Here is a 22,514-nt window from a genome sequence, read left to right as displayed (position 1 = left end):
GTTTACGGGGGCGGGTGAATCCGTAGGCCCAGCCCGGTCGGGGCCCCTGGGGGCGCCCCTAAGATCGACCGACCATGATGAACATCCCCCTGGACCTGGGTCATCTGCTGCGCCACGCCAGCCGCGAGCACGGCGCCAAGCGCATCCACACCGTGGGGGGTGACGGCCGCATCGGGTCGGGCAGTTGGGCCCAAGTCGAGCGACGGGCCCGCCAGTGGGGGCAGGCTTGGGACCGCCTGGAGCAGCCAGCCGGCAGCGTGGTGGCCTTGCTGGGTTGGAACGCGCAAGGTCTGCTGGAGGCGGTGCTGGGCACGGCGGCCAGTGGTCGCCAAGCGCTGACCCTGAATCCGCGCCAGTTTCCTGAGCAGTTGATCTATGCGGTGAACCAAGCGCAGGCTGAGGCGCTGGTGTTCGACCCGGAACTGGCTCCGCTGGTGGAAGCCATGCAACTGCAGATGGGCAGCGTCAAGCACTACGTGCAACTGGGCGGGCCCGATGCCCTGCCACCGCCCAGTTGGGGCTTGGCGCCCATGGACGCGGAATCGTTGCTCGGAATGGACGACCCCGACTGGCGCTGGCCGAGGGTGGATGAACACAGCACTGCCTTGATCGCCTTTCGCGTGGCGAGCAGCGGCTGGCCGAAAGGGGTGCCCATCAGCCACCGGGCTTGCATCCTGCAGGCCATGGCGGCCGCCTTTCCGGATGCCTACGGCATCGCTCACATCGACACCTTGATGCCTCTGCTGCCTGTGGCCCACAGCGGTGGCTGGGCCTTGTGCCTGTGCTCGGCACTCATCGGCTCGCAACTCACGATGGTGCCGCCTGGGCTGGCTGCCGCTGACTTGGTGCGCGCCATGGTGGGGACGGGGGTGACGATCGCCGCTGGGCCGCCCACGGTGTGGCAAGCCCTGTTGGACCACCTGGATGCCACGGGCGCGACGATCCCAACCTTGCGCTGTGCAGCCGTGGGCAGTGCATCGTTCCCCCCTGCGTTGTTGGACCGATTGCGCCAGCGTCCGGGCTTGGACGTGGTGCACACCTGGGGCATGACCGAATTGGCGCCGCCCGCCCTGGTGGCCAGGGGAGACTTGCTGGTGCCCGATCGCGATGGCCGATTGCCGCAGGGGCGGACATGCTTCGGCGTGGAGATCGCCATCGTGGACGATCGGGGTCGCAGCCTGCCGCGGGACGATGTCGCCGAGGGAGAGCTGGTTGCGCGCGGCCCGTGGACCATGGACGCTTACCTGGGCGAGCCCGATTCACCGCTCATCGCCGTTGACGACGACCCAGGTTGGCTGCCCACCGGGGACATCGGTCGCATCGGTCCCGATGGGCGCGTGACCCTGACGGATCGCAAGAAGGACCTCATCCGCTGTGGCGGTGAGTGGATCAGCGCCCGGCAGTTGGAGCGCATCGCGCTGTTGCACCCCCGAGTGGCCGAGGCCGCGGTCATCGCCCAGGCCGACGAGGTCCACGGGGAGCGCCCGCTGTTGATCGTCGTGGCGCGGTCTGGCGGGACTCCCCCCCCTGACGAGTTGCTCGCCCTGTTCACAGGGCGGGTGGCCGACTGGCAGCGCCCGGTGCAAGCGCTGTGCTTCCCGGAGATGCCCAAGTTGGGCAATGGCGACATCGACAAGCGCGAGCTTCGCGCGCTGGTCGACACCCTTTTTTGAAACGCGACATGACAACCCCCTTGCTGACTGAGACTCTGGTGGACGGCGTCGCCGTCCTGGTCATGAACAACCCGCCCGTGAATGGGCTCTCCCACCCGTTGCGAACGGCCCTGTGGCAGGCGGTGGAGCGTTTGGAGGCCGACCCGTCGGTGCAGGCCCTGGTGATCACCGGCGAGGGCAAGGCCTTTTCGGGGGGGGCCGACATCCGCGAGTTCGGCACGGCCGCGTCCTTCGCCGAGCCCCACCTGCCCGCCTTGACCCAGCGCATCGAAGCCTGCACCAAGCCTGTGGTGGCGGCCGTCAATCACCTGGCCTTGGGCGGCGGGCTGGAGCTGGCCCTGTGTTGCCATCACCGGGTGGTGGCGGACGATGCCCAACTGGGATTGCCCGAGGTGAACATCGGCTTGCTGCCGGGTGCCGGCGGCACGCAGCGTCTGCCCCGGGCACTGGGCTTGGCGCTGGCCTTGCAGATGATCACCAGCGGGGCGCCGCAGCGCGCGGCCAAGCTCGTCGCGGTGCCCGGCCAGGCGCTGATCGACGCTTGCGTGCCGGCGGCTGAATTGCGCGAGCGCGCTGTGGCCTACGCCCGATCGGCCGCCACCTGCCCGCGCCTGAGCGAGCGCAGCGTTGCCCCCGATGCCGCCGCCTTGGAGGCCGCGCGGGCCCAGGCGGCGTCGTTGCCCTACCCGGCGCCATTGGCCTGCGTGGAGGCCATCGCTGCCTCGCTCGACCGCCCGTTCTCGCAAGGCCTCCAGGCCGAGCGGGCCGGCTTCGAGCGATTGATGGCGACCGAGGCCAGCGCCGCGCTGCGCCATGCCTTCTTCGCCGAGCGGGCTGTTGGCAAGGTGCCCGGCATCGACGCCAGCACCCCCCGTCGCGCCGTGGCCCAGGTGGCCGTGATTGGGGCGGGCACCATGGGCAGCGGCATCGCCACCGCCTGCCTGATGGCGGGCTTGCAGGTGGACCTCATCGAGCCGCAGGCCGATGCTCTGGCCCGTGGGGTGGCGGCGCTCGACAAGCATCTGCAGGCGCAGGTGGACAAAGGTCGGCTTCAGGCTGAGCGCGCCGCCGCCTTGCGCGCCAACCTGAAGCCCGCCACCGCCGACGATGCCTTGGCCCAGGCGGATTTGGTGATCGAAGCCGTGTTCGAAGACATGGCGCTCAAGCAGACGGTGTTCCGCCGCCTGGACGCCGTTTGCAAGCCCGGTGCGATCTTGGCCAGCAACACCAGCACGTTGGATGTGGACCAAATCGCCGCCGTCACCCAACGCCCTGCCGACGTGCTGGGCCTGCATTTCTTCAGCCCCGCAGCGGTGATGAAGCTCCTGGAGGTGGTGCGCGGTGCCGCCACCGCCCCCGAGGTTCTGGCCACCGCGCTGGACTTCGGCAAGCGCATCGGCAAGACCTGCGTGGTCTCGGGCGTGTGCGACGGTTTCATCGGCAACCGCATGCTCGAGCCTTGCCTGCAGCAGGCCTTGTTCCTGCTCGACGAGGGCTGCACCCCGCAACAGGTCGATCGCGCCATCGAGGCCTGGGGCTTCGCGATGGGACCTTTCCGCATGGGCGACTTGGCCGGCAACGACGTGAGCTGGCGCGTGCGCCAGCAGCGTTTGAAGGACGGCAAGACCGTGTGGCCCCAGCCCCTGGCCGACGCCTTGTGCGAGGCCGGGCGCTTCGGCCAGAAAACGGGTGGCGGCTGGTACGACTACGCGCCGGGTTCGCGCCAGGGCACGCCTTCTCCAGCCGTTGAGGCGCTGGTGGCCACGCACCGCGAGCGCCTGGGGCGCCCGGCGCGTGCGGTGCCAGACGACGAGATCGTGGACCGCTTGCTCTTGGCCCTGGGCATGGAGGGCCGGGCTTTGCTCGACGAGGGCATCGCCCTTCGTGCGGGTGATGTGGACGTGGTCTACCTCGCCGGATACGGCTTCCCGCGCTGGCGCGGCGGCCCCATGTTTTCGATGGCACAACGCGCCCCTGACACCCTGCAAGCCCGCTTGGCCGAGTGGGCCCAGGCCCACCCCAGCGATCCGGGTCCCTGGCGACGTGCCTGAGCCCGCAGCCCCCGTCATCCCCCTTGAACCCCTGAGGAGATCCGCATGATTTTTGACAGCCTGTCTCTCAAGCAGCGCGTGGCGTTGCAAGTGGCTTTGAACCTCGGTTTGCAGGCCTACATCGTGGTGGGGGTGTTGTTGGGTTGGAGCGCGCTCTGGCTCATCGGGGGCAGTCTCCTGATCGGTGGGCTCATGCTCTGGCTTTACTTGGACAGTGCGAGCGGCACGGGGCGCTTCGTCGAGACCTTGATGGCCGGTGCTGAACGCATGGGGCATGGCGACCTCACCGACGACGTCCCCGAGTTCGGCAACCCGACCACGCGCGCCGGCCTGGGCACGATGCAGGGCTTGCAGGAGCGCCTGCGCACCATGATGGGCACCCTGCGCGACGGAGCCGATCAGGTCAACACCGCTGCCTCCGAAATCGCCGCGGGCAACCTCGACCTGAGCCAGCGCACCGAGCAAGGCAGCGCCGACCTGCAAGCGTGCGCCAGCGCCCTGCGGGAGATGACCGAAGCCGCCCGCCACAGCTCCGACGCCATGAGCGAGGCCGCCACCTTGAGCCAAAACACCAGCGGCTTGGCGCGCGAAGGCGGTAGCGTGGTGTCGCAGGCGGTGTCGGCCATGAGTGGCGTCAGCCAATCCAGCCGCAAGATCGCCGACATCATCGGCGTCATCGACGGCATTGCCTTCCAAACCAACATCCTGGCGCTGAACGCTGCCGTGGAGGCCGCCCGCGCGGGCGAGCAAGGCCGTGGGTTTGCCGTCGTGGCGGGCGAGGTGCGCAGCCTGGCCCAACGCAGCGCCGAAGCGGCCAAGGAGATCAAGAGCCTGATCACCAGCTCGGTCGAACAGGTGGACACGGGCAGCAGCTTGGTGAACAACGCCGGCGCCCGCATGGAGGAGGTGGTGAGCGCCGTCGAGCGCGTGGCCTCGCTGATTGCCGACGCCACGCAAATGGCCCGCACCCAAAGCACGGGGCTGCAAGGCATCGCCGACTCGGTGGACCGCCTCGACCAAGCCATGCAGCAGAACGCCGCCCTGGTGGAAGAGGGGGCTGCCGCTGCCGACAGCCTGAAAGGCCAGGCCGCTCGCTTGAACGAGCTGGTGGGCCAGTTCCGACTGCGTTGACGCCCAGCAGGTTCACCCATGCGCGCCACCGTTGATTTTTTGGTGTTCGACTGGTTGCAAGCCGGCGCGCTGTGCGAGCGCGAGCGCTACGCCGACCACAGCCCCGAAACCTTGGCCCAGGTGCTCGACACCTGCGAGCGCGTGGCCGTCGAGCGCTTTGCGCCCGCCAATCGCGCCTGCGACGTCGAGGAGCCTCGGGTGGATGCCGAGGGGCGCGTGGTGCTGCCCGCCAGCACGGCGACTGCAGTCAAGGCCTACTTCGAGACCGGCATGCAAGCCGCCAGCCAGGACGCCGAGCATGGCGGCTTGCAGTTGCCCTGCGTGGTCGAGATGGCGGGCAATGCCTTCTTCAGCAAGGCCAGCGTGGGCTGCGGTGGTTACACGCTGCTGACGAGCGGCAACGCCAGCCTCATCTTGGCGCACGGCACGCCCAAGCAGCGCGAGGTGTTCGCGGCCCGCGAGCTCACCGGCCAGTGGATGGGCACCATGTGCCTGAGCGAGCCGGCCATCGGCTCCTCGCTGGGCGACATCACCACCCGCGCCGAGCCTGACGACGCCCTCCACCCGCTCGGGCCCCGTTACCGGCTCAAGGGCAGCAAGATGTGGATCAGCGCGGGCGAGCACGAGCTGAGCGAGAACATCGTCCACCTCGTGCTGGCCAAAGTGCCCCAGGCCGATGGTCGCCTGCCCGAGGGCAGTGGCGGCATCAGCCTGTTCATCGTGCCCAAGTGGAGCGTGGACGCCGACGGCGCGCTCACCGGCGAGCGCAATGGCGTCAGCCTCGTGGGCCTGAACCACAAGCTCGGCTGGCGCGGCACCAGCAATTGCCTGTTGAACTTCGGCGAGTCGGCGCCGGCCATCGGCTACCGCGTGGGCGCCGAAGGCCAGGGCCTGGCCTGCATGTTCCACATGATGAACGAGGCCCGTATCGGCGTGGGCTTGAGCGCCGCCATGCTGGCCATGGCCGGCTACGAGGCATCCTTGGCCTACGCCAAGGACCGCACGCAGGGGCGGTCGGTGGGGCAGCGCGGCGGCTCGCCCGTGCCCATCGTGCAGCACGCCGACGTCAAGCGCATGCTGCTGGCGCAGAAGGCCATCGCCGAAGGTGCGCTGGCCCTCAACCTCTACTGCGCCCGGCTGGTGGATGAGCAACGCAGTGCGGGCCCGCAGGCCGCGGAGGCCTCGGTTTTGTTGGGCTTGCTCATCCCCGTGGCCAAGAGCTGGCCCAGCCAATGGGGCCTGGAGGCCAACAGCCTGGCCATCCAGGTGTTGGGCGGCGCCGGCTACACGCGCGACTGGCCCCTCGAGCAATACTGGCGCGACAACCGCCTGAACATGATCCACGAGGGCACGCACGGCATCCAGGGCCTGGACCTGCTGATCCGTAAAGCCTCGCAGCCGCAAGCCTTGCAACTGCTGGCTGGCCGCATCAACAACACCGTGCAGGCAGCAATGCAGCAGCCCGACCTGGCCGACTGGGCCAACCAAGTGGCCGCTGCGCTGGCCCAGGTGGGGGCGGCCACCAAGGCCGCCTGGGCGTCGGCCGACCCCGCACAGGCGGCAGTGCACGGCACGCCCTACCTGCAGGCCTTTGGGCACCTGGTTTTGGCATGGGTGTGGCTGGACCTCGCGCTGCGCACGCCGCCCGCCCATCCATTGCAGGCGGGTCACCGCGCCGCCTGTGCCTACTTCATGGCCTACGAGCTGCCTTTGGTGGCCGCTTGGTTGGCCCCGATTTTGGCGCGCTGCCGCGTGCTGGCCGATCTGGATGCCGAGGTCTTGTGATCCTCTCTCACTGGGAATGGCGAGCCTTTGACGGGCTGAGCACCGGTGCGCTGTACGCGGTGCTGCGCCTGCGCAGCGAGGTCTTCGTGGTGGAGCAGCGCTGCATCTACCCCGACATCGACGGCCTGGATGAGCACGCCTTGCACCTGATGGCTTGGCAGGGTGAGGCCCTGCACGCCTACGCTCGCGTCCTGCCCCCCGGCCTCAAGGGCCCACGTCCGCTCATCGGCCGCGTCATCGTGGCGCCGGAGGTGCGTGGCATCGGGCTGGGGCACGAACTCGTGCGTCGGGCCGTGGCCCAATGCGACGCCGTTTGGCCGGAGCAAGCCATCGGTTTGTTTGCGCAATCGCACCTGCAGGGCCTGTACGCCCGGGCGGGTTTCGTCGCCGTGGGCGAGGAATTGATCGAAGACGGCATCCCCCACGTTGAAATGCACCGCCCTTCTGGAGAACGATCGTGATGGATTGGAAGAACAAGACGGCTGTTATCACCGGTGCCGGCAGTGGCTTTGGCCTGGAGCTGGCGCGGCTGTGCGCCGCCGAAGGCATGAACTTGGTGTTGGTGGACGTACAGGCCGACGCCCTGGCCCGCGCCGCCGACGAGTTGGCCGCCTGCAAGCCCATGGCCCAGCGTGTGGACGTGAGCAGCGCCGCCGAGATGGAAACCCTGGCCGCCGCCGTGCAAGCCCGCTTCGGCGCGCCGCACCTGGTGTTCAACAACGCCGGCGTGGCCTTTGGCGGCTTGATTTGGGAGGCTCGCGCCAGCGATTGGGATTGGGTCATGGGCGTCAACCTGATGGGTGTGGTGCACGGCGTGCGCCTGTTCACGCCCATGATGCTCGCCGCGGCGCAGGCCGACCCGGGCTACCGCGGTCACATCGTCAACACCGCCAGCATGGCGGGCATGCTCGATGCGCCGAACTTTGGCGTCTACAACGTCAGCAAACACGCCGTCGTGAGCCTGAGCGAAACGCTCCACCATGACCTGAGCCTGGTCACCGACCAAGTTCACGCCAGCGTCTTGTGCCCCTACTTCGTGCCCACGGGCATCGCCAACAGCCACCGCAACCGCGCGCCTGAGGACCTGGCGCGCCCCACCGCCAGCCAGCGCATCGCGCACGCCATGAGCAGCAAAGCGGTGACCAGTGGCAAGCTCAGTGCCGCCGACGTCGCCCGCCTGGTGCTGGATGCCGTGCGCAGCCAGCGTTTCTGGATCTTCAGCCACCCGCAGGCGCTGGCGCCGGTGATGCAGCGGGCCGAAGAGGTGTTGGCGGGGCGCAACCCGGGCGACCCTTTCGGCGATCACCCGGAAATCGGCGCGCAGCTTCGCGCCGCGCTGCGCAGCGGCGGTTGAGCAGTGCCTGTCGGCACCAGGAGCCCGCCTTGCGACGTGCCGATCGAAGTCGAAAAAATCTCTTGAAGGACTGGATTTCGGGTTAACCCCAGTGTTACAGTTCGCGCCTCGCGCCGGTGGGTACTCGCTCCCGGCGCGATTCGTTCATCTCCTCTGACTCCTCCTGGAGCGCCCCGTTTGGCGCTCTCCCGCTTCCCAGCGGGTTTTCGGTCGGCGGCGATGCCGTCGCACCGTTGGGGCCTGTGAGTGGCCCTCGGAGTTGTTTGCGACCCCACCTGGGCCGGCGTGTTGCCGAGCCTTTGCTTGCGCCGACCCAGGAGGCCGGGCGCGGGCGTGTTCGCGAGTCAGAAAGCTGTTCATGTCGTTTGAAAACCTGGGCCTGCCCCAACCCCTGCTCACCGCCGTCGCCGATGCTGGCTACACCGAAGCCACCGAGGTGCAAGCGTGCGCCATCCCCTTGGGGCTGGCGGGCACCGACTTGATGGTCAGCAGCCGCACCGGCAGCGGCAAGACGGCTGCCTTCTTGTTGCCCATGCTGGCGCAAGTGCTGGCACGCCGTGAGAGTCACCCCGACCAGGTGCCTGCAGCCATGCCTGGCCGCAGCTTCCACGCCAGCGGCCGCCACCAGCGTGGCAACCGCGGCACTCGAGGCGCGGCGCGCTTTGCCGCCACTCCCGTCAACCCCATCGGCCTGGTGCTGGCCCCCACCCGCGAGCTGGCACAGCAAGTCGCGCAAATGGCCATCCAACTCGGCCGCGTGGTGCCGCACCTGTCGGTGGCCACCATCGTGGGCGGCATGCCTTACCCGGCCCAGTTGCAGCGCCTGCGCGCCGGCGCCGACATCGTCATCGCCACCCCAGGCCGCCTGCAGGACATCGCCGCCCAAGTGCCGGCCCTGCTGACCGAGATCAAGACCCTGGTGCTGGACGAAGCCGACCGCATGCTGGACCTGGGTTTCATCGAGGACATCGAAGCCATCGCCGCGATGCTGCCCGCGCCGCGCCAGACGGTGATGTTCAGCGCCACCTTCGATGGCCGCGTGGGCACCCTGGCCCAGGACCTGCTGAACCAGCCCCAGCGCATCGAGGTGGCCAGCGCCCCCGAGCAGAAGGCCCAGATCGAGCAGCGCCTGCACTGGGCCGATCACCCCATGCACCGTGCCGCCTTGTTGGAGCACCTGCTGGCCGATGCTGCCGTGGACCAGGCCGTGGTGTTCGCCGGCACCCAAGTGGAGGCTGAGCAGATGGCCTACCAGCTGGCTGAACTCGGCCACGCTGTCGCCGCGTTGCACGGCGGCATGCCGCAGGGCAAACGCAACCGCACCTTGATGGGCCTGCGCCGCCGCGAGTTGCGCGTGCTGGTGGCCACCGACGTGGCCGCCCGCGGCATCGACGTGCCCACCATCAGCCATGTCATCAACGTGGGCTTGCCCATGAAGGCCGAGGACTATGTGCACCGCATCGGTCGCACCGGCCGCGCCGGCCGCACCGGCCTGGCCGTGACCCTGGCCCTGCGCGAAGACCTGCCCCGCCTGCGTCGTCTGCAGGCCTACACCAAGGACACCCTCACGCCGTCGCGCATCGAGGGCCTGGAGCCCAAGAAACCCGATCCGGTGATCTTCACCGACCGCGGCTTGCGCCGCGAGTTTGACGGCGGCGATCGCCGCACCTTCAACAAGGGCGGCCCACGCTGGCAGCGCGACGAGCGCCCCGCCTACGGCGCCGACCGCCCGCCGTTCGGCGACCGCAAGCCCTTTGCCGGCCGCGACGGCCGTCCGGTGCACGATGGGGGTGACCGCCCGCAGTACGGCGACCGCAAGCCGTTCGCGGGCGACCGTCCGCCGTTCGGCGACCGCAAGCCGTTCGGTGGCGACCGCCCGCAGTACGGCGACCGCAAGCCCTTCGGCGGCGACCGTCCGCCGTTCGGCGACCGCAAGCCGTTTGGCGGCGACCGTCCGCAGTACGGCGACCGCAAGCCCTTCGGCGGCGACCGCCCGTCGTTCGGCGACCGCAAGCCCTTTGGTGGTGACCGCCCGCAGTACGGCGATCGCAAGCCGTTTGGGGGTGACCGTCCGCCGTTCGGCGACCGCAAGCCCTCCTTCGGCGGCGAACGACGTGAAGGCGGTTTCGGTGCCCCGCGCGGCCCGCGTCGTCGCGAAGAGTGATCGACTCGGCGATTGATTAACCTGCGGGGATGCGCCAGTCCCGCCCCGCGTCCACCCCCCAAGCCCTTGGCCGTGTCTCACACTGGGACGCCGCCAAGGGCTTGGGCTTTGTGCAGCCCGATGCCGGCGGCGAGCGCTTGGTGCTGCGCCGTGCGGACTTCCAAGGCCGGCTTCAGGCCCGCGGCGACCCCCAAGTGGGTGAGCCCGTGCGTTACACGCCGCGCGACGGTATGGCCAAGGCGGTGCACAGCCTGCGGCCCCCTCCGCGTTCCCAGGCCCAGCCAGTGCGCGTGCCCCGGTCTGAGGCCCATCGCCCGCGTGGCCCCAACAGCGCGCGCTTGCTCATCATTCCGGCCTTCGGTCTGCTGCTGGGGGCCATTCACACGGCGTGGCCGATGCCACGCGCCGTGACCACGCTGTACGGCGCGCTGTCCATGGCGCTGTTCATCGTGTATGGCATGGACAAATGGGCCGCCAAGCGGGGCCGCGCCCGCGTGGCGGAAACCTCGCTGCACCTCGTCGCGCTGATGGGTGGCTGGCCCGGTGCCTTGCTGGCTCAGCAGGTGTTCCGGCACAAGACGGCCAAGCCGGCCTTTTTGCGCTGGACTTGGGCGATGGTGGCCCTGAACCTGCTGGCGCTGGTGTGGATCGTCACGCCGGCGGGGGTGGAGGCGGTGAGCGTCCTGCGGCGCTTGGTGGCGCCGGGCTGAACCCGCCGGCGCCCCCTCACACCTTGAGCAACTCCACCTCGAAGCACAGCGTGGCGTTCGGGGGGATCACACCGCCAGCGCCGCGGCTGCCATAGCCCAGCTCGGCCGGGATGATGAGCACGCGGGTGCCGCCTTCTTTCATGCCCTGCACGCCTTCGTCCCAGCCGCGGATGACCTCGCCGGCACCGAGGCGGAAGTGGAAGGGCTGCCCGCGGTCCTTGCTGCTGTCGAACCTCTTGGTCCGTGCGCCGTCCTTCCACAGCCAGCCGGTGTAATGCACGCGCACCGTGCGGCCGGCCTGGGCTTCGGCACCGGTGCCGGGCGCCACGTCGTGGAACTGCAGGCCGCTGGCCGTGGTCTGGAAGGGGAAGTCCAGCGTGACGGGCCCGCCCGAAACGGCCAGCAACTCGACCTCGAATTCCAGCGTGGCGTTGGGGGGAATGACACCACCGGCGCCGCGTGCGCCGTAGCCCAGTTGCGGTGGGATGCGCAGCGTGCGCTTGCCGCCGACCTTCATGCCTTGCACGCCTTCGTCCCAGCCGCGGATGACCATGCCGCCGCCCAGCTCGAACTCAAAAGGTTCGCGGCGGTCATGGCTGGAGTCGAACTTGGCGCCGCGTTGGCCGTCGGTCCACAGCCAGCCGGTGTAGTGCACCTGCACGTCGCAGCCGGCCAAGGCCACGGCGCCGATGCCGAGTTGGGTGTCGTCGAATTGCAGGCCGCTGTCGGTGGTGTTCATGGAAAAGGTCCGTGGGTGGGGGTTCAAAGGGCGCGATTGTCCTTGGGTCGCCAAGGCCAGGCGTTCACGGCCTCGCCCAGCCAGTCGTGCTGGGTGCGGGCGTCCAAGCGCGGCAAGCCCAGCACGGCGCCCGCCGCCTGCAAAGCGGCCAGGGGCTCGTCAAGGGCGACCGCAGCGGCACCGGTTTGTTTGCTGAGTTTTTGGCCATCGGCAGCCAGCACCAAGGGCAGGTGCAGGTACTCGGGCTGGGGCAGCGACAAGGCGCGCTGCAGCAGGATCTGGCGGGGCGTGTTGTCGGCCAGGTCGGCACCGCGCACCACGTGGGTGATGCCCTGGGCGCCGTCGTCCACCACCACGGCCAATTGGTAAGCCCACAGGCCGTCGGCACGCCGGAGCACGAAATCGCCCACCTCGGCCGCCACGTCTTGCTGCTGAGGGCCCAGGGCGCGGTCGCGCCAGTGCACCAAGCCCGCGGGCACGCGAAAGCGCCAAGCGCGGGGCGGCTGCCCCCTCAGGCCCCCGCGCTCGGGGCGGCAGGTGCCGGGGTAGACGAGTTCGCCATGCCGCTCGCGCGGGCCTTGCGCATCGTGCAACTGCTTGCGCGTGCAGGCGCAGGGGAAGGCGTGGTCGTTGGCCACCAGCGTGTCAAAGGCGCTCTGGTAAGCCGCCCCGCGCTGGGATTGCCATGTGGGCGCCTCGTCGGGGGTGAGCCCCAGCGTGGCCAGCTGCTGCAGGATGAGCCGGTCGGTGCCGGCCGGACAGCGGGGGGTATCGACGTCTTCGATGCGCACCAGCCAACGCCCGTCGTGGGCGCGGGCATCCAGCCAACTGCCCAACGCGGCCACCACCGAGCCGGCGTGCAGCGGCCCGGTGGGCGAGGGTGCAAAGCGTCCGACGTACCTCAAGTCAAGTGCTGCTCGAGCAGTGCGCGGCGCGTGGCTTCGCTCTTGAGCTGCTGCAGCCACCAGCTCAAGGCTCGGGCCGGCGGTGCGCCGGTGACGCGCCACGCGTAGTGCAGCGTGATGCGCCGGGTGTCGAAGGTGTCCTTGGCCACCAGCAGGCCCCGGGCCAGGGCTTCGCGCACCATGGGCTCGGGCAGCCAGCCGCAGCCCAGGCCACGCAGCTGGGCTTGAAGCTTGGCGCTCAAGCTGGACAGCGTCAGCACGTCCTGCCCGGGCACCACGCCCACGGTCAGTGGCGCCAACTGGCGCGCGGTGTCGGCCACGGTGACGATGCGGTGCTCGGCAATCTGTGCCGCGCTGAGTGGCCCCTCCACGCTGGCCAGCGGGTGCGCCGGCGCCACGACGAACAGCCACGCTTGTTCTCCCATGACCTCACAAGCCACGCTGGAGCCCGGCGGCTGCGAACTGGTGCCGATGGCCAGGTCGGCCTGGCCCGACACCAAGGCCTCCCAAGTGCCCGACATCACCTCGGTGCGAAAGCGCAGCCGCGTGGGTGGCCCCTTGTGGGCGTGCGGCGTGCCCGACAGGGGCTCGATGCGCTGCTGCTGGAAGGCGGCGATCAGGTCGTACAGCGCCGGGCGCGCCACGGCGTCGTCCACGGCGATGGTGAGCTCGGCCTCCCAGCCGGTGGCGATGCGCTTGACGCGGTTGGCCACGGCGTCGATCTCCATCAACAGGCGTCGGCCCTCCACCAGCAGCTCGTGCCCGGCGGCGGTGAGCTGGGCGTGCCGGGCGCTGCGGTCGAACAGGAGCACGTCCAGCGCCTCCTCCAGATGGCGAACGGCGTAAGTCAGGGCCGATGGCACCTTGCCCAGCTCGCGCGCCGCGCCGGCAAAGCTGCCCGTGCGGGCGATGGCGTCCACCATGGCCAGGGCGTCGGGCGTGAGCACGCTGCGTTTGTCGGCGATGTGCATGGCGGCCTTCAGTCAAATTGAACGCAGTCGGCATCCTGCCTTGCCCACAAGGCCACTCAGCGTCCCTACAGTGAGGGCATTCCCTAGGAGTCTCCCCATGAAGCAGGTTTTTCGGTCTGAACAACGCGGCGGCGCCAACCACGGGTGGTTGTTGGCCAAGCACAGCTTCTCCTTCGCCAACTGGTATGACCCCAGCCGCATGGGGTGGGGCGTTTTGCGCGTGATCAACGAAGACCGCGTGGCCCCGAACACCGGCTTTGGAACGCATGGGCACCGCGACATGGAAATCGTGACCTATGTGCTGGAAGGCGAGTTGGCCCACAAGGACAGCATGGGCAACGGCGAGGTGGGCGGCGCCAACGCGGGCTTGATTCGCCCCGGCGAGATCCAGCGCATGAGCGCCGGCAGCGGTGTGCTGCACAGCGAGATGAACCACGGCCCCCAAGAGGTTCACCTGCTGCAGATTTGGATGTTGCCCAACACACCGGGCGGTGCCCCGGGCTACGAGCAGGCCCGTATCGACCCCGCCAGCCTGCGCGGGCGCCTGGCCCTGCTGGCCGCCGATGGCGGGGGCTTGGTGCGCGTCAACAGCGATGCCTCGTTGTACGCCGGCCGTTTCGACGGCGCCGAGGCCGCCGATTTGCCCCTGGCAGCCGGCCGATTGGCCTATGTGCAAGTGGCCCGAGGCAGCGTCACCGTCAATGGCGAGCGCCTGAATCAGGGCGACGGCTTGCAGATGGCCGACGAGGCCGCGGTGCAGATCCGCGACGGCCAGCAGGCCGAGGTCCTCGTCTTCGATCTCGGGCGGCCCCAGTGACTCTGGGCGTTGTTGGGGGCATCGCTCAGAATCGCCCCCCATGCACACACCGCCTGACACCGTCCCTGTCGTCATCATCGGCGCGGGCCTCGCCGGCCTGACCGTCGCCCTCCACCTGGCCGACACCATCCCCGTGGTGGTGCTGGCCAAGCGCGAACTGACCGAAGCGGCCACCGCCTGGGCGCAGGGCGGCATCGTGGGCGTGCTGGGCAGCGACGACTCCATCGACAGCCATGTGCGCGACACCCAGGACGCCGGCGCCGGCCTGGTGGACGAGGCCACGGCCCGCTTCATCGCCGAGCGCAGCGCCAGCGCGGTGGCCTGGCTGGTCGATCAGGGCGTGCCCTTCACCCCCGACGACGATGGCCCGCTGGGCCTGCACCTGACGCGCGAGGGCGGCCACGCCGTGCGCCGCATCGCCCATGCGGCCGATGCCACGGGCAAGGCCATCCACGACCGCCTGTTGAGCCAAGCCAAGGTGCATCCCAACATCAGCCTCAAGCAGCGCTGGATGGCGGTGGACCTCATCACCCACCGCCATTTGGGCCCCGACGCGCCCAAGCGCTGCCACGGCGTGTACGCGCTGGACATCGACAGCGGCCGTGTGGAAACCGTGCCGGCCCGCGCGGTGGTGCTGGCCACGGGCGGTGCGGGCAAGGTGTATCGCTACACCACCAACCCCGACACGGCCACCGGCGACGGCGTGGCCATGGCCTGGCGGGCCGGTTGTCGGGTGGCCAACATGGAGTTCATCCAGTTCCACCCCACCTGCCTGTACCACCCTCAGGAGCGCAGCTTCCTCATCACCGAGGCGCTGCGCGGGGAGGGTGGGCACTTGAAGCTACCCAACGGCGACCGCTTCATGGCTCGCCACGACCCGCGCCTGGAACTGGCGCCACGCGACATCGTGGCGCGCGCCATCGACTTTGAGATGAAGAAACATGGCGTCGACCACGTGTGGCTGGACGCCACGCACCTGGGCGAGGCTTTCTTGAAGGAGCACTTCCCCACCATCCACGCGCGGTGCTTGAAGCTGGGCATCGACATCGCCAAACAGCCCATTCCTGTGGTGCCGGCGGTGCACTTCACCTGCGGCGGCGTGGTCACCGACCTGGACGGCCGCGCCGACTTGCCCGGTCTGTACGCCGTGGGCGAAACCGGCTACACCGGCCTGCACGGCGCCAACCGTTTGGCCAGCAACAGCCTGTTGGAGTGCGTGGTGCTGGGCCGGACCTGCGCGGCCCACATCGGTGCCAGCGCGCGCAGCGCGGCGCCGGCCTTGCCGGCTTGGGACGAAAGCCAGGTGGAAAACGCCGATGAGCAGGTGGTCATCGCCCACAACTGGGACGAGCTGCGCCTGTTGATGTGGAACTACGTCGGCATCGTGCGCACCACCAAGCGCCTGGAGCGCGCGCTGCACCGCATCGACCTGCTCAAGAGCGAGGTGCTGGAGTACTACGCCAACTTCCGCGTCAACCGCGACCTGCTGGAGTTGCGCAACCTCGTGGACTGCGCCGAGCTGATCGTGCGCAGCGCGCTGATGCGACACGAAAGCCGCGGCCTGCATTTCAGCCGCGACTTCCCGGAAACCCTGCCGTCCAGCTTCCCCACCTTGTTGATCCCGCCGGTGCGGCAGGCATGAAAAACGGGCCCCGCGGGGCCCGATTTCATGGGGGCGCTGGCGAGCCTTACTGCACGCCGTAGCCCACGAAGGTGGCCGTCTTGCCCTTGTAGGTCAAGGTGCAGGTGGACGTGCCGCCTTCGGCTGCAATGCCCGTCGCGGCGGGTGAGATGGGCGTACCCGTCCCGGGAGTGATGACGTAATCGGTGGAGGGCAGCCCGCCATTCAGCGTGCCGGCCACTTGCTCGCACGCCGTCACCGTGACAAGCGTTGCGCTGCTGGCCAGTCCGGCGTCCACCAGCAGGTTGTTGGAGTGGTTCAAGACCGAGCCACTGGCCAGGGCCGCAGCCACGCCCTTCAAGGAGGACGTTTCGGCCGAACTGCTCAGGTCGACGAAGCGCGGCACGGCCACGGCCGCCAGGATGCCCAGGATGACGATGACGACGATCAGCTCGATGAGGGTGAAACCAGATTGGCGACGATTCATTTCGTGGACCTTTCGGGGGTGGAAGAAGCCTGATTAAAGCGGTTGTTGGCGCATTGCGGTGCGGGCAGTCACGAAATTGAAGGCATATGCCACAGCATCGGCGATCGCCGTGTCCATTTGCTGACGTTCCTGCTCGGTCAAGTAGAAGCTGAAGTCCACCGTGTGGCGGATGTAGCGCGGCGGCAGCCGGTTCAGCGCCACACAGGCCACGTCGCACAGCAGGTCTTTGGAGATGGCGATGTCGGGGTAATCCGGCGCTGCGGCCATCACCGCGGCGAAGACTTCGCGTTCGTGGTGGTTGAACAGCTGGGAGAAGTCGGGATGGGCCATGCGCGCCTCCTGGGGTCCGTCCATTCTGGTGGGCTCAGGCGGCCCCCATGCCCGGGGTCATCCCGTAGGCGCGGGCCTTCTGGGCGGCGGTGAAGTCCAGCATCCGGGTGATGCAGGCCTGGGCGCGGGCGCGGGTGCCCTCGGGCACCTGCACCGTGTTGGCGCCGGTCTCCAGCACCTGGATCAGGTTGGTCAGCGCGTTCATGGCCATCCAGGGGCAATGCGCGCAGCTCTTGCAGGTGGCGCCGTTGCCGGCGGTGGGAGCCTCGATCAGCTCTTTGCCCGGCGCCAGTTGGCGCATGCGGTGCAGGATGCCGTTGTCCGTGGCCACGATGTAGCGCTGCTGCCGGCCTTCCACCACCGCCTTGATGAGCGCACTGGTGGAGCCCACCACATCGGCCTGTTCGACGACGCTGCGTGGGCTTTCGGGGTGCACCAGCACCAGGGCGTCGGGGTGCTGCTCGCGCAGCAACTCCAGCTCGATGCCCTTGAACTCGTCGTGCACGATGCAGGCGCCGTTCCACAGCAGCATGTCGGCGCCCGTTTGTTCCTGGATGTAGCGGCCCAAATGGCGGTCGGGCGCCCACAAGATTTTCTGGCCCTGTGCATGCAGGTGATGCACGATGTCCAGCGCGCAGCTGCTGGTCACCATCCAATCGGCCCGAGCCTTCACCGCGGCGCTGGTGTTGGCGTAGACCACCACCTGACGGTCGGGGTGCTGGTCGCAAAACGCGGCGAAGTCGTCGGCTGGGCAGCCCAAGTCCAGCGAGCAGGTCGCGTCCAGGTCGGGCATCAGCACCGTCTTTTCGGGGCTCAGGATCTTGGCCGTTTCGCCCATGAAGCGCACGCCGGCCACCACCAGGGTTTGCGCGGCGTGGTCGCGTCCGAAGCGGGCCATCTCCAGGCTGTCCGAAACACAGCCGCCGGTTTCCAGCGCCAAGTCCTGCAGGTCCCCGTCCACGTAGTAATGCGCCACCAGCACCGCACCGCGCTCGTGCAGCAGTTGCGCGGCGCGCGCCTTGGCGGCGGCACGGTCTTGCGGGGGCTGGGGCACCTTCGCCCAGGCATGGGCGGTGCAGGTGGCGCCGGCGGCGTCTTGGCGGTCGTAGTCGAAGGCGATCGTTTGTTCCATGCGCGGATTGTCGGCCGGTCGGTGCCGTCGGTGGGGAGGCCGGTGGCGTCGCTGTCGTGGGGTTGGTTGGGCTGGACCGCGCCCATCAGGCCTGCGCAAAGAAGCGCTTGGGCGGCATGCCCACCGTGCGCGTCACCATCGCGCTGAAGGCGCTGGCGCTGGCGTAACCCAGCTCGGCGGCAATCACCCCCATCGGCGTGCCTCGGGCCGCCAGCGTCAGGCCATGCGCCAGCAGCAACTGCGCCCGCCACTCCCGAAACCCGCTGCCCAACTCGGCCTTGAACAGCCGGTTCAGCGTGCGCTCGCTGGCCCCCACCTCGGCGGCCCAGTGGGCCAGGTCGGTGTGGCGGGCGGGTTCGTCCAGCAGCCCTTGGCACAAGCGCCGCAGCCGCGGCTCTTGCGGCAAGGGCAGGCCCAGGGGCACCGGGCCAGCGCGCTGGGCCTCGTCCAGCAGCAGCGTGGTCAGCGCGTGCACGCGGGCTTGCTCGGGCCCGGCGGGCGGCTCGGGCGTGTCGCCCTCGGCCAGGGCCTGCACCACGGCCTGCATCAGCGGGGTCGCCTCCATCACCCGGCACGCGGGCCAGGGCAGGGCGCCGGCTTGCACGTACAGGGTGCGCAAATCGGCCTGTTGGATGGCGGTCACCGCGTGTTGCACACCGGGCGGGATCCACACCGCCCGCCCCGGCGGCACGATGAAGGCGTGGCCTCTTGTGCCGTCTTGCGTTTCCACCCGCACCGCACCTTGAGCCGAGAACACCAGCTGCCCCCAGGCGTGGTGGTGCGGCCGGATCTCCATGCTGCTGGCCATGCGCCGGGCGCGCGCCCGCACCGGGCGCGTGGGGCTGGGCGCGTGGCGTTCGGGGTCAAGCACCGGCAGCGGGGTGCGGGAAGGGCGGGCCATGGCCGTAACTCGACAGAAATCGACAAGCTATCGTAACCACGCAAGCCTGCGGCTGGGCACCATGGCGCCATGTCGAGCCTGGCCCTGTCGTCCCGCCGCGCCGATGTGCACACGATCTCCCTGATCGGCCTGGCACACGGCACCAGCCACTTCTTTCACCTGCTGCTGCCGCCGCTGTTCCCGGTGTTTACGCACAGCTTTGGCCTGAGTTGGGCGCAGCTGGGCCTGCTGGTGTCGGTGTTCTACGGCGTCAGCGGCGTGGGGCAGGCCCTGGCCGGCTTCGTGGTGGACCGCCACGGCGCCCGCCCGGCCCTGCTGGCCGCCATGGCCTGCTTCGCGCTGGCCTCCGTGACCGCGGGCACGGCCCAGGGCTACGCCGGCTTGGTGCTGGCGGCGGCGCTGGCCGGCCTGGGCAACGCGCCCTTCCACCCGGCGGACTTCACCATCCTGAACCAGCGCGTCAGCCCCGCGCGCCTGGGCCACGCCTTCAGCGTGCACGGCATCAGCGGCAACCTGGGCTGGTCCTTGTCGCCGGTGTTTGCCTTGCTGGTGATGCAGGCCACGGGCCACTGGCGCTGGGTGTACGCCGGCACGGCCATGGTGGCCCTCACGGTGATGGCCGTGCTGTGGTGGCAGCGCGCCGCCATCGAAGACCACCCGGTCTCGCACCCCAGCCGCGCCAGCGAGCCCGCGCGCACCTTCGACTTCCTGAGGCTCCCCTCGGTGTGGCTGTGCTTCTCGTTCTTCTTCTTCACCACGGCGGCGCTGGCTGGCATCCAAAACTTCGCAGGCCCAGCCTTGGCGCGGATTCATGAGGTGGACGCGAGCCAAACCGCCTTGGTGGTGACGGGCTACATGCTGTGCGGGGCGCTGGGCATGCTCATCGGCGGCTTCATGGTGGCCAAGGGCGCCCAACTGGAACGCCACATCGCCATGGCCTTGAGCGCGGGCGGCGCCCTGCTCGTGGCCTCGTCCTGGTCCGGCTGGCCCCTGGCCGTGGCCCTGGGCCTGGTGATGGTGGCCGGCGTGGGCACCGGCCTGGCCGGCCCGGCGCGCGACATGCTCGTCAAGCGCGCCGCCCCCCCCGGGGCCACCGGCCGCGTCTACGGCACCGTGTATTCGGGCCTGGACATCGGCTTCGCACTCTCGGCCCCGCTGTTCGGTTTGTTCCTGGACCACCAATGGCCGGCGGGCGTCATGCTGGGCGCGGCGGCGCTGCTGGGGCTGGCGCTGGGCTCGGCGCAGGTGGTGGGGCGGTTCAGTTGGCGGTGATTGGCTGAGGACGTCGCGCCACCGGCCTAGCAGTTCGGGGGCAAGAGACAAGACTGACCCGGTAACGCGGAGCCAGACCGCGGAGGCCAGGTGTCAGCCAGGAGTTGGAGCCCGATCAGGACCAGGCTTGCGCGTGCTGCACAGAGGGCGGTCTTGGGCGCAGCTCTGAGCGGGTACCTGGTTTCGCCGTCGACTCAGGGGGGAGGGCGGGTCAATCGACGGCACTGGGAGGGTGGCGCGGCGCCATCAGGCTTGGTGCTTTGGGGGCAAAAGGCAAGACCTGACCCCGACAACATGCCCGCCAACTCTCGGAAATGCCCGCCCTAAACCGGCCGCTCAGGACGCCCCCCAGAGCGCCAGCAGCCGGTGCAGCACAAGCCCTCGCCTGGGCCCATCAGTTGGGCGAGATACGAAGCACCTGAGCTTGTGCGACCTGTGCGTTGATCACACGGACGGCACTGCAGTTCGGGCTCGGACCACCACAGCGCTGCTGCAGCTTTTGATCGATCTCGGCCTGGAGAAGCTGCACCACCGCAGCCTCCGGGATGGCGGGCTGTTGCATGACGCGGTAGGCATCGGTGCCGTTGTCTGCGACCACGGCGTCCACGCCGAGTCGGGCCTGCGCTTCGGCCCGGTAAATCAGCAAGCTGGTGTCGGTCACACGCTTTTGGATCTTGCACTCGTGGCCGCTCTCTCGCTGGCAAGCCGCGAGCAGCGCCGCCTCCGCTTCGCCGAGTTGCTTGACGGTGAAGCCCTGCGCGATCCAGACATCGCGGCCGGCCGCAGAGCCCTCCGTGGGCCACGCGGCCAAGGCCATCTGGCTGAGGTACTCGGGGAGCTTGGCGAAGTCGATGGGTCGATCCACTCCGGCGCTGATGGGCAGCGCCGTACAGAGAAAGCCGCCCTCTTTGCACCGGCGCAAGGCAGCCTGCGCAGCCGCTTGGTAGGTTCGCGTTTCACGGTGTTTGCCGGGTTCGCTCTGCAGCACCTCAAAGAAGCGTTCGCCGTCCTCGCGCAGCGCGATGCCCACCGCCTGCGCGGTGTCCTGTGGAAAGTTCACCCAGGAGTCGCCGATGTGGCGGCAAGCTTCGTCGCGCATGGCTTGGCGACACCAGCCCATGCTGGCACGCAGCGCTGCGGGGCCCGTGGGGCCGTCAGCCTGTTTGTTGATGAACAGCCACTTCACCCCAGGGTGGTAGACCACGGCATTGGTGGCCACCGGCATGGGTGCGGTGGCCGTGGCCCGCAGCGTGGCGGTGATGTTGCGCGCCGCCAGCACGGCGGCCGCTTCTGCCGCTTTGGAGTTGTTGGCCGCGAAGATTTCGCTGGGCCAGTTGTTCAGGTTGTCCACCTTCGGCTTGAACGTGGGGCCTCGGCCCGCTGGCGTGAGCTCCAAGCGCGCACTCAAGACGTACACAAGATCGCAAGGCTTGCCTTGGGCTCGGCACTGGCTCAGTGCGCGCTCCCGCGCACCGGCTTCGCGTGAGTCGGCCGCGATGAGGTATTCCCCATCCTCACGCACCGCCGCCACGGCCACTGCATTGCGCACCTCGTGCACCACACGGCAGCCTGGCCCCATCACGGCGGTGCAGGCCTCCTGCGCGGCGTTGCGGGCACTGCGCGCATCGGCGTAGCCCGTTGCGTTCCAAGGTGCCAGTGCCTGCGCATGGCGCACCATGGCGCCGTGGTTGTGGGCCAGATCCATCGTGGGCTTTGGCGCTGGCTTCTCGGGTTCTGGCGGCGTGACCCAGCGACACAAGGGCACGGCTGCGATGCCCGGACCCGGCGGTGACATGCCGACAAAGACCTCGTTGGGCGAGTTGGTGCACATGTGGTTCGCGCGTGCCGCTGTGGCCAGGGCGCACAGCGAGGCCGCAAGCAAGAAGCCGGCTAGGGTTCGCATGGTCAGGGAATGGCTTGAAGTTCGGCTCGCAGGGGCGTGGAGTTGAAAGAGCCGACTACCGGCATTTTCTGCAAGGGTGTTGGGTTGGCACGGGCCAACTTGTGTCCCGTTGTGAGCGGAAGCCGGGCGGGCGGCGCTCGGCGTGGCGCCTTTCGACTTGGCCAAAGCGGCGCTTGCGGGTTGGTTTCCTGCCCGTCTTTGGGCTGCACCTTGGGGCGGAGCGCGGTCATGTGCGGTCGACCGTGAAGGCGCCTTTCGGGTACCGTTCCGTTGAGCTTGAGCTCCTATCACCCCGGATGGAAAGAACCTCACACTTGAAGAACGTAGGCACGTGTGCCGTGGTGCTCTGCATCGGCTTCGCGTCAGTGTGGTCAGGTCTTGCCTTTTGCCCCTTGCGCGACGTTCGGCACGGCAGCGCCCTTGGGCTTGTCCTTGATGTCGCCCGGGGAGAGCGAGCCATGCGGTCAAATTAGATGCGTCAGTGGGGTCAGGTCTTGCCTTTTGCCCCTTGCGCGACGTTCGGCACGGCAGCGCCCTTGGGCTTGTCCTTGATGTCGCCCGGGGAGAG

The 22,514-nt window shown here is 69.1% G+C and carries 19 protein-coding genes and 1 pseudogene; 11 read left to right on the top strand and 9 right to left on the bottom strand.

The features are described 5' to 3' along the window. The first annotated feature begins 74 nt into the window (after positions 1 to 74). From O9335_RS08230 to O9335_RS08195, 8 genes are all read left to right on the top strand, one after another. Positions 75 to 1,673: an AMP-binding protein gene (locus tag O9335_RS08230; RefSeq protein WP_298386316.1), complete on the top strand. Its 1,599-nt coding sequence runs from the start codon at positions 75 to 77 to the stop codon at positions 1,671 to 1,673. 8 nt (positions 1,674 to 1,681) lie between these two features. Beyond that, complete coding sequence (locus tag O9335_RS08225; protein ID WP_298386314.1) at positions 1,682 to 3,724, top strand: 3-hydroxyacyl-CoA dehydrogenase NAD-binding domain-containing protein; 2,043 nt, start codon at positions 1,682 to 1,684, stop codon at positions 3,722 to 3,724. A 45-nt stretch (positions 3,725 to 3,769) separates the two neighbouring features. Beyond that, complete coding sequence (locus O9335_RS08220) at positions 3,770 to 4,855, top strand: methyl-accepting chemotaxis protein (protein ID WP_298386311.1); 1,086 nt, start codon at positions 3,770 to 3,772, stop codon at positions 4,853 to 4,855. Positions 4,856 to 4,873: 18 nt separating this feature from the next. Continuing rightward, positions 4,874 to 6,640 (top strand): acyl-CoA dehydrogenase, encoded by a 1,767-nt coding sequence (locus O9335_RS08215; protein WP_298386309.1) that lies wholly within the window; start codon positions 4,874 to 4,876, stop codon positions 6,638 to 6,640. Then, positions 6,637 to 7,101 carry a GNAT family N-acetyltransferase gene (locus O9335_RS08210; protein WP_298386305.1) on the top strand — a complete coding sequence of 155 codons (465 nt, stop codon included), beginning with the start codon at positions 6,637 to 6,639 and terminating at the stop codon, positions 7,099 to 7,101. Before O9335_RS08215 ends, O9335_RS08210 begins: the two co-directional genes overlap by 4 nt. Continuing rightward, a complete protein-coding gene (locus O9335_RS08205) occupies positions 7,095 to 7,994 on the top strand; it encodes an SDR family oxidoreductase (RefSeq protein WP_298386470.1) in 900 nt (299 codons plus the stop codon). Before O9335_RS08210 ends, O9335_RS08205 begins: the two co-directional genes overlap by 7 nt. Positions 7,995 to 8,352: 358 nt before the next feature. Continuing rightward, positions 8,353 to 10,158, top strand: coding sequence for a DEAD/DEAH box helicase (locus tag O9335_RS08200; protein WP_298386302.1), 1,806 nt, complete (start codon positions 8,353 to 8,355; stop codon positions 10,156 to 10,158). A gap of 29 nt (positions 10,159 to 10,187) precedes the next feature. Next, the gene (locus O9335_RS08195; RefSeq protein WP_298386299.1) at positions 10,188 to 10,868 is read left to right on the top strand and encodes a DUF1294 domain-containing protein; all 681 of its coding nucleotides are present in this window, start codon (positions 10,188 to 10,190) and stop codon (positions 10,866 to 10,868) included. 16 nt (positions 10,869 to 10,884) lie between these two features. Here O9335_RS08195 and O9335_RS08190 read toward each other — a convergent pair whose 3' ends face one another. The 4 genes and pseudogenes from O9335_RS08190 to O9335_RS08175 all read right to left on the bottom strand — a co-directional run bounded on the left by O9335_RS08190 (position 10,885) and on the right by O9335_RS08175 (position 13,477). Then, entirely contained in the window at positions 10,885 to 11,244 is a 360-nt protein-coding gene (locus O9335_RS08190; RefSeq protein ID WP_298386468.1) for an FKBP-type peptidyl-prolyl cis-trans isomerase, read from the bottom strand. Between the two features lie 18 nt (positions 11,245 to 11,262). Further along, positions 11,263 to 11,607, bottom strand: a pseudogene (locus tag O9335_RS08185) (FKBP-type peptidyl-prolyl cis-trans isomerase); the annotation flags it as partial. A gap of 23 nt (positions 11,608 to 11,630) precedes the next feature. After that, complete coding sequence (gluQRS, locus tag O9335_RS08180) at positions 11,631 to 12,512, bottom strand: tRNA glutamyl-Q(34) synthetase GluQRS (RefSeq protein ID WP_298386296.1); 882 nt, start codon at positions 12,510 to 12,512, stop codon at positions 11,631 to 11,633. Further along, positions 12,509 to 13,477, bottom strand: coding sequence for a LysR family transcriptional regulator (locus O9335_RS08175; RefSeq protein ID WP_298386465.1), 969 nt, complete (start codon positions 13,475 to 13,477; stop codon positions 12,509 to 12,511). Before O9335_RS08175 ends, gluQRS begins: the two co-directional genes overlap by 4 nt. Positions 13,478 to 13,580: 103 nt before the next feature. On the opposite strand from O9335_RS08175, the gene O9335_RS08170 reads away from it, so the two are divergent. Both O9335_RS08170 and nadB read left to right on the top strand, forming a co-directional pair. Beyond that, positions 13,581 to 14,300 (top strand): pirin family protein, encoded by a 720-nt coding sequence (locus tag O9335_RS08170; RefSeq protein WP_298386294.1) that lies wholly within the window; start codon positions 13,581 to 13,583, stop codon positions 14,298 to 14,300. Between the two features lie 40 nt (positions 14,301 to 14,340). Continuing rightward, positions 14,341 to 15,942: an L-aspartate oxidase gene (nadB, locus tag O9335_RS08165; RefSeq protein ID WP_298386291.1), complete on the top strand. Its 1,602-nt coding sequence runs from the start codon at positions 14,341 to 14,343 to the stop codon at positions 15,940 to 15,942. A gap of 46 nt (positions 15,943 to 15,988) precedes the next feature. Here nadB and O9335_RS08160 read toward each other — a convergent pair whose 3' ends face one another. From O9335_RS08160 to O9335_RS08145, 4 genes are all read right to left on the bottom strand, one after another. Continuing rightward, positions 15,989 to 16,408, bottom strand: a complete 420-nt coding sequence (locus O9335_RS08160; RefSeq protein ID WP_298386288.1) for a type II secretion system protein — start codon at positions 16,406 to 16,408, stop codon at positions 15,989 to 15,991. A gap of 33 nt (positions 16,409 to 16,441) precedes the next feature. After that, entirely contained in the window at positions 16,442 to 16,738 is a 297-nt protein-coding gene (locus tag O9335_RS08155; RefSeq protein WP_298386285.1) for a late competence development ComFB family protein, read from the bottom strand. 34 nt (positions 16,739 to 16,772) lie between these two features. Beyond that, positions 16,773 to 17,870, bottom strand: a complete 1,098-nt coding sequence (gene nadA / locus O9335_RS08150; RefSeq protein ID WP_298386282.1) for a quinolinate synthase NadA — start codon at positions 17,868 to 17,870, stop codon at positions 16,773 to 16,775. A gap of 85 nt (positions 17,871 to 17,955) precedes the next feature. Beyond that, positions 17,956 to 18,771, bottom strand: a complete 816-nt coding sequence (locus tag O9335_RS08145) for a helix-turn-helix transcriptional regulator (protein WP_298386279.1) — start codon at positions 18,769 to 18,771, stop codon at positions 17,956 to 17,958. Between the two features lie 69 nt (positions 18,772 to 18,840). On the opposite strand from O9335_RS08145, the gene O9335_RS08140 reads away from it, so the two are divergent. After that, positions 18,841 to 20,043, top strand: coding sequence for an MFS transporter (locus tag O9335_RS08140; protein ID WP_298386276.1), 1,203 nt, complete (start codon positions 18,841 to 18,843; stop codon positions 20,041 to 20,043). Between the two features lie 394 nt (positions 20,044 to 20,437). On the opposite strand, the gene O9335_RS08135 is transcribed toward O9335_RS08140, so the two are convergent. Continuing rightward, the gene (locus O9335_RS08135; protein ID WP_298386273.1) at positions 20,438 to 21,946 is read right to left on the bottom strand and encodes a DUF4189 domain-containing protein; all 1,509 of its coding nucleotides are present in this window, start codon (positions 21,944 to 21,946) and stop codon (positions 20,438 to 20,440) included. Positions 21,947 to 22,514 lie beyond the last annotated feature (568 nt).

Source organism: Inhella sp., from assembly GCF_027532025.1.
In the GTDB taxonomy this organism is placed as follows: Bacteria; Pseudomonadota; Gammaproteobacteria; order Burkholderiales; family Burkholderiaceae_C; genus Inhella.
The sequence above is the reverse complement of the archived record's forward strand: the minus strand, read 5'-3'. Positions and strand labels throughout refer to the sequence as shown.

Coding starts and splice junctions, on each gene's coding strand:
- O9335_RS08230 (WP_298386316.1), top strand. CDS start 75: ATGATGAACATCCCCCTGGACCTGGGTCATCTGCTGCGCCACGCCAGC.
- O9335_RS08225 (WP_298386314.1), top strand. CDS start 1,682: ATGACAACCCCCTTGCTGACTGAGACTCTGGTGGACGGCGTCGCCGTC.
- O9335_RS08220 (WP_298386311.1), top strand. CDS start 3,770: ATGATTTTTGACAGCCTGTCTCTCAAGCAGCGCGTGGCGTTGCAAGTG.
- O9335_RS08215 (WP_298386309.1), top strand. CDS start 4,874: ATGCGCGCCACCGTTGATTTTTTGGTGTTCGACTGGTTGCAAGCCGGC.
- O9335_RS08200 (WP_298386302.1), top strand. CDS start 8,353: ATGTCGTTTGAAAACCTGGGCCTGCCCCAACCCCTGCTCACCGCCGTC.
- O9335_RS08195 (WP_298386299.1), top strand. CDS start 10,188: ATGCGCCAGTCCCGCCCCGCGTCCACCCCCCAAGCCCTTGGCCGTGTC.
- O9335_RS08170 (WP_298386294.1), top strand. CDS start 13,581: ATGAAGCAGGTTTTTCGGTCTGAACAACGCGGCGGCGCCAACCACGGG.
- nadB (WP_298386291.1), top strand. CDS start 14,341: ATGCACACACCGCCTGACACCGTCCCTGTCGTCATCATCGGCGCGGGC.
- O9335_RS08160 (WP_298386288.1), bottom strand. CDS start 16,408: ATGAATCGTCGCCAATCTGGTTTCACCCTCATCGAGCTGATCGTCGTC.
- O9335_RS08155 (WP_298386285.1), bottom strand. CDS start 16,738: ATGGCCCATCCCGACTTCTCCCAGCTGTTCAACCACCACGAACGCGAA.
- nadA (WP_298386282.1), bottom strand. CDS start 17,870: ATGGAACAAACGATCGCCTTCGACTACGACCGCCAAGACGCCGCCGGC.
- O9335_RS08145 (WP_298386279.1), bottom strand. CDS start 18,771: ATGGCCCGCCCTTCCCGCACCCCGCTGCCGGTGCTTGACCCCGAACGC.
- O9335_RS08140 (WP_298386276.1), top strand. CDS start 18,841: ATGTCGAGCCTGGCCCTGTCGTCCCGCCGCGCCGATGTGCACACGATC.
- O9335_RS08135 (WP_298386273.1), bottom strand. CDS start 21,946: ATGCGAACCCTAGCCGGCTTCTTGCTTGCGGCCTCGCTGTGCGCCCTG.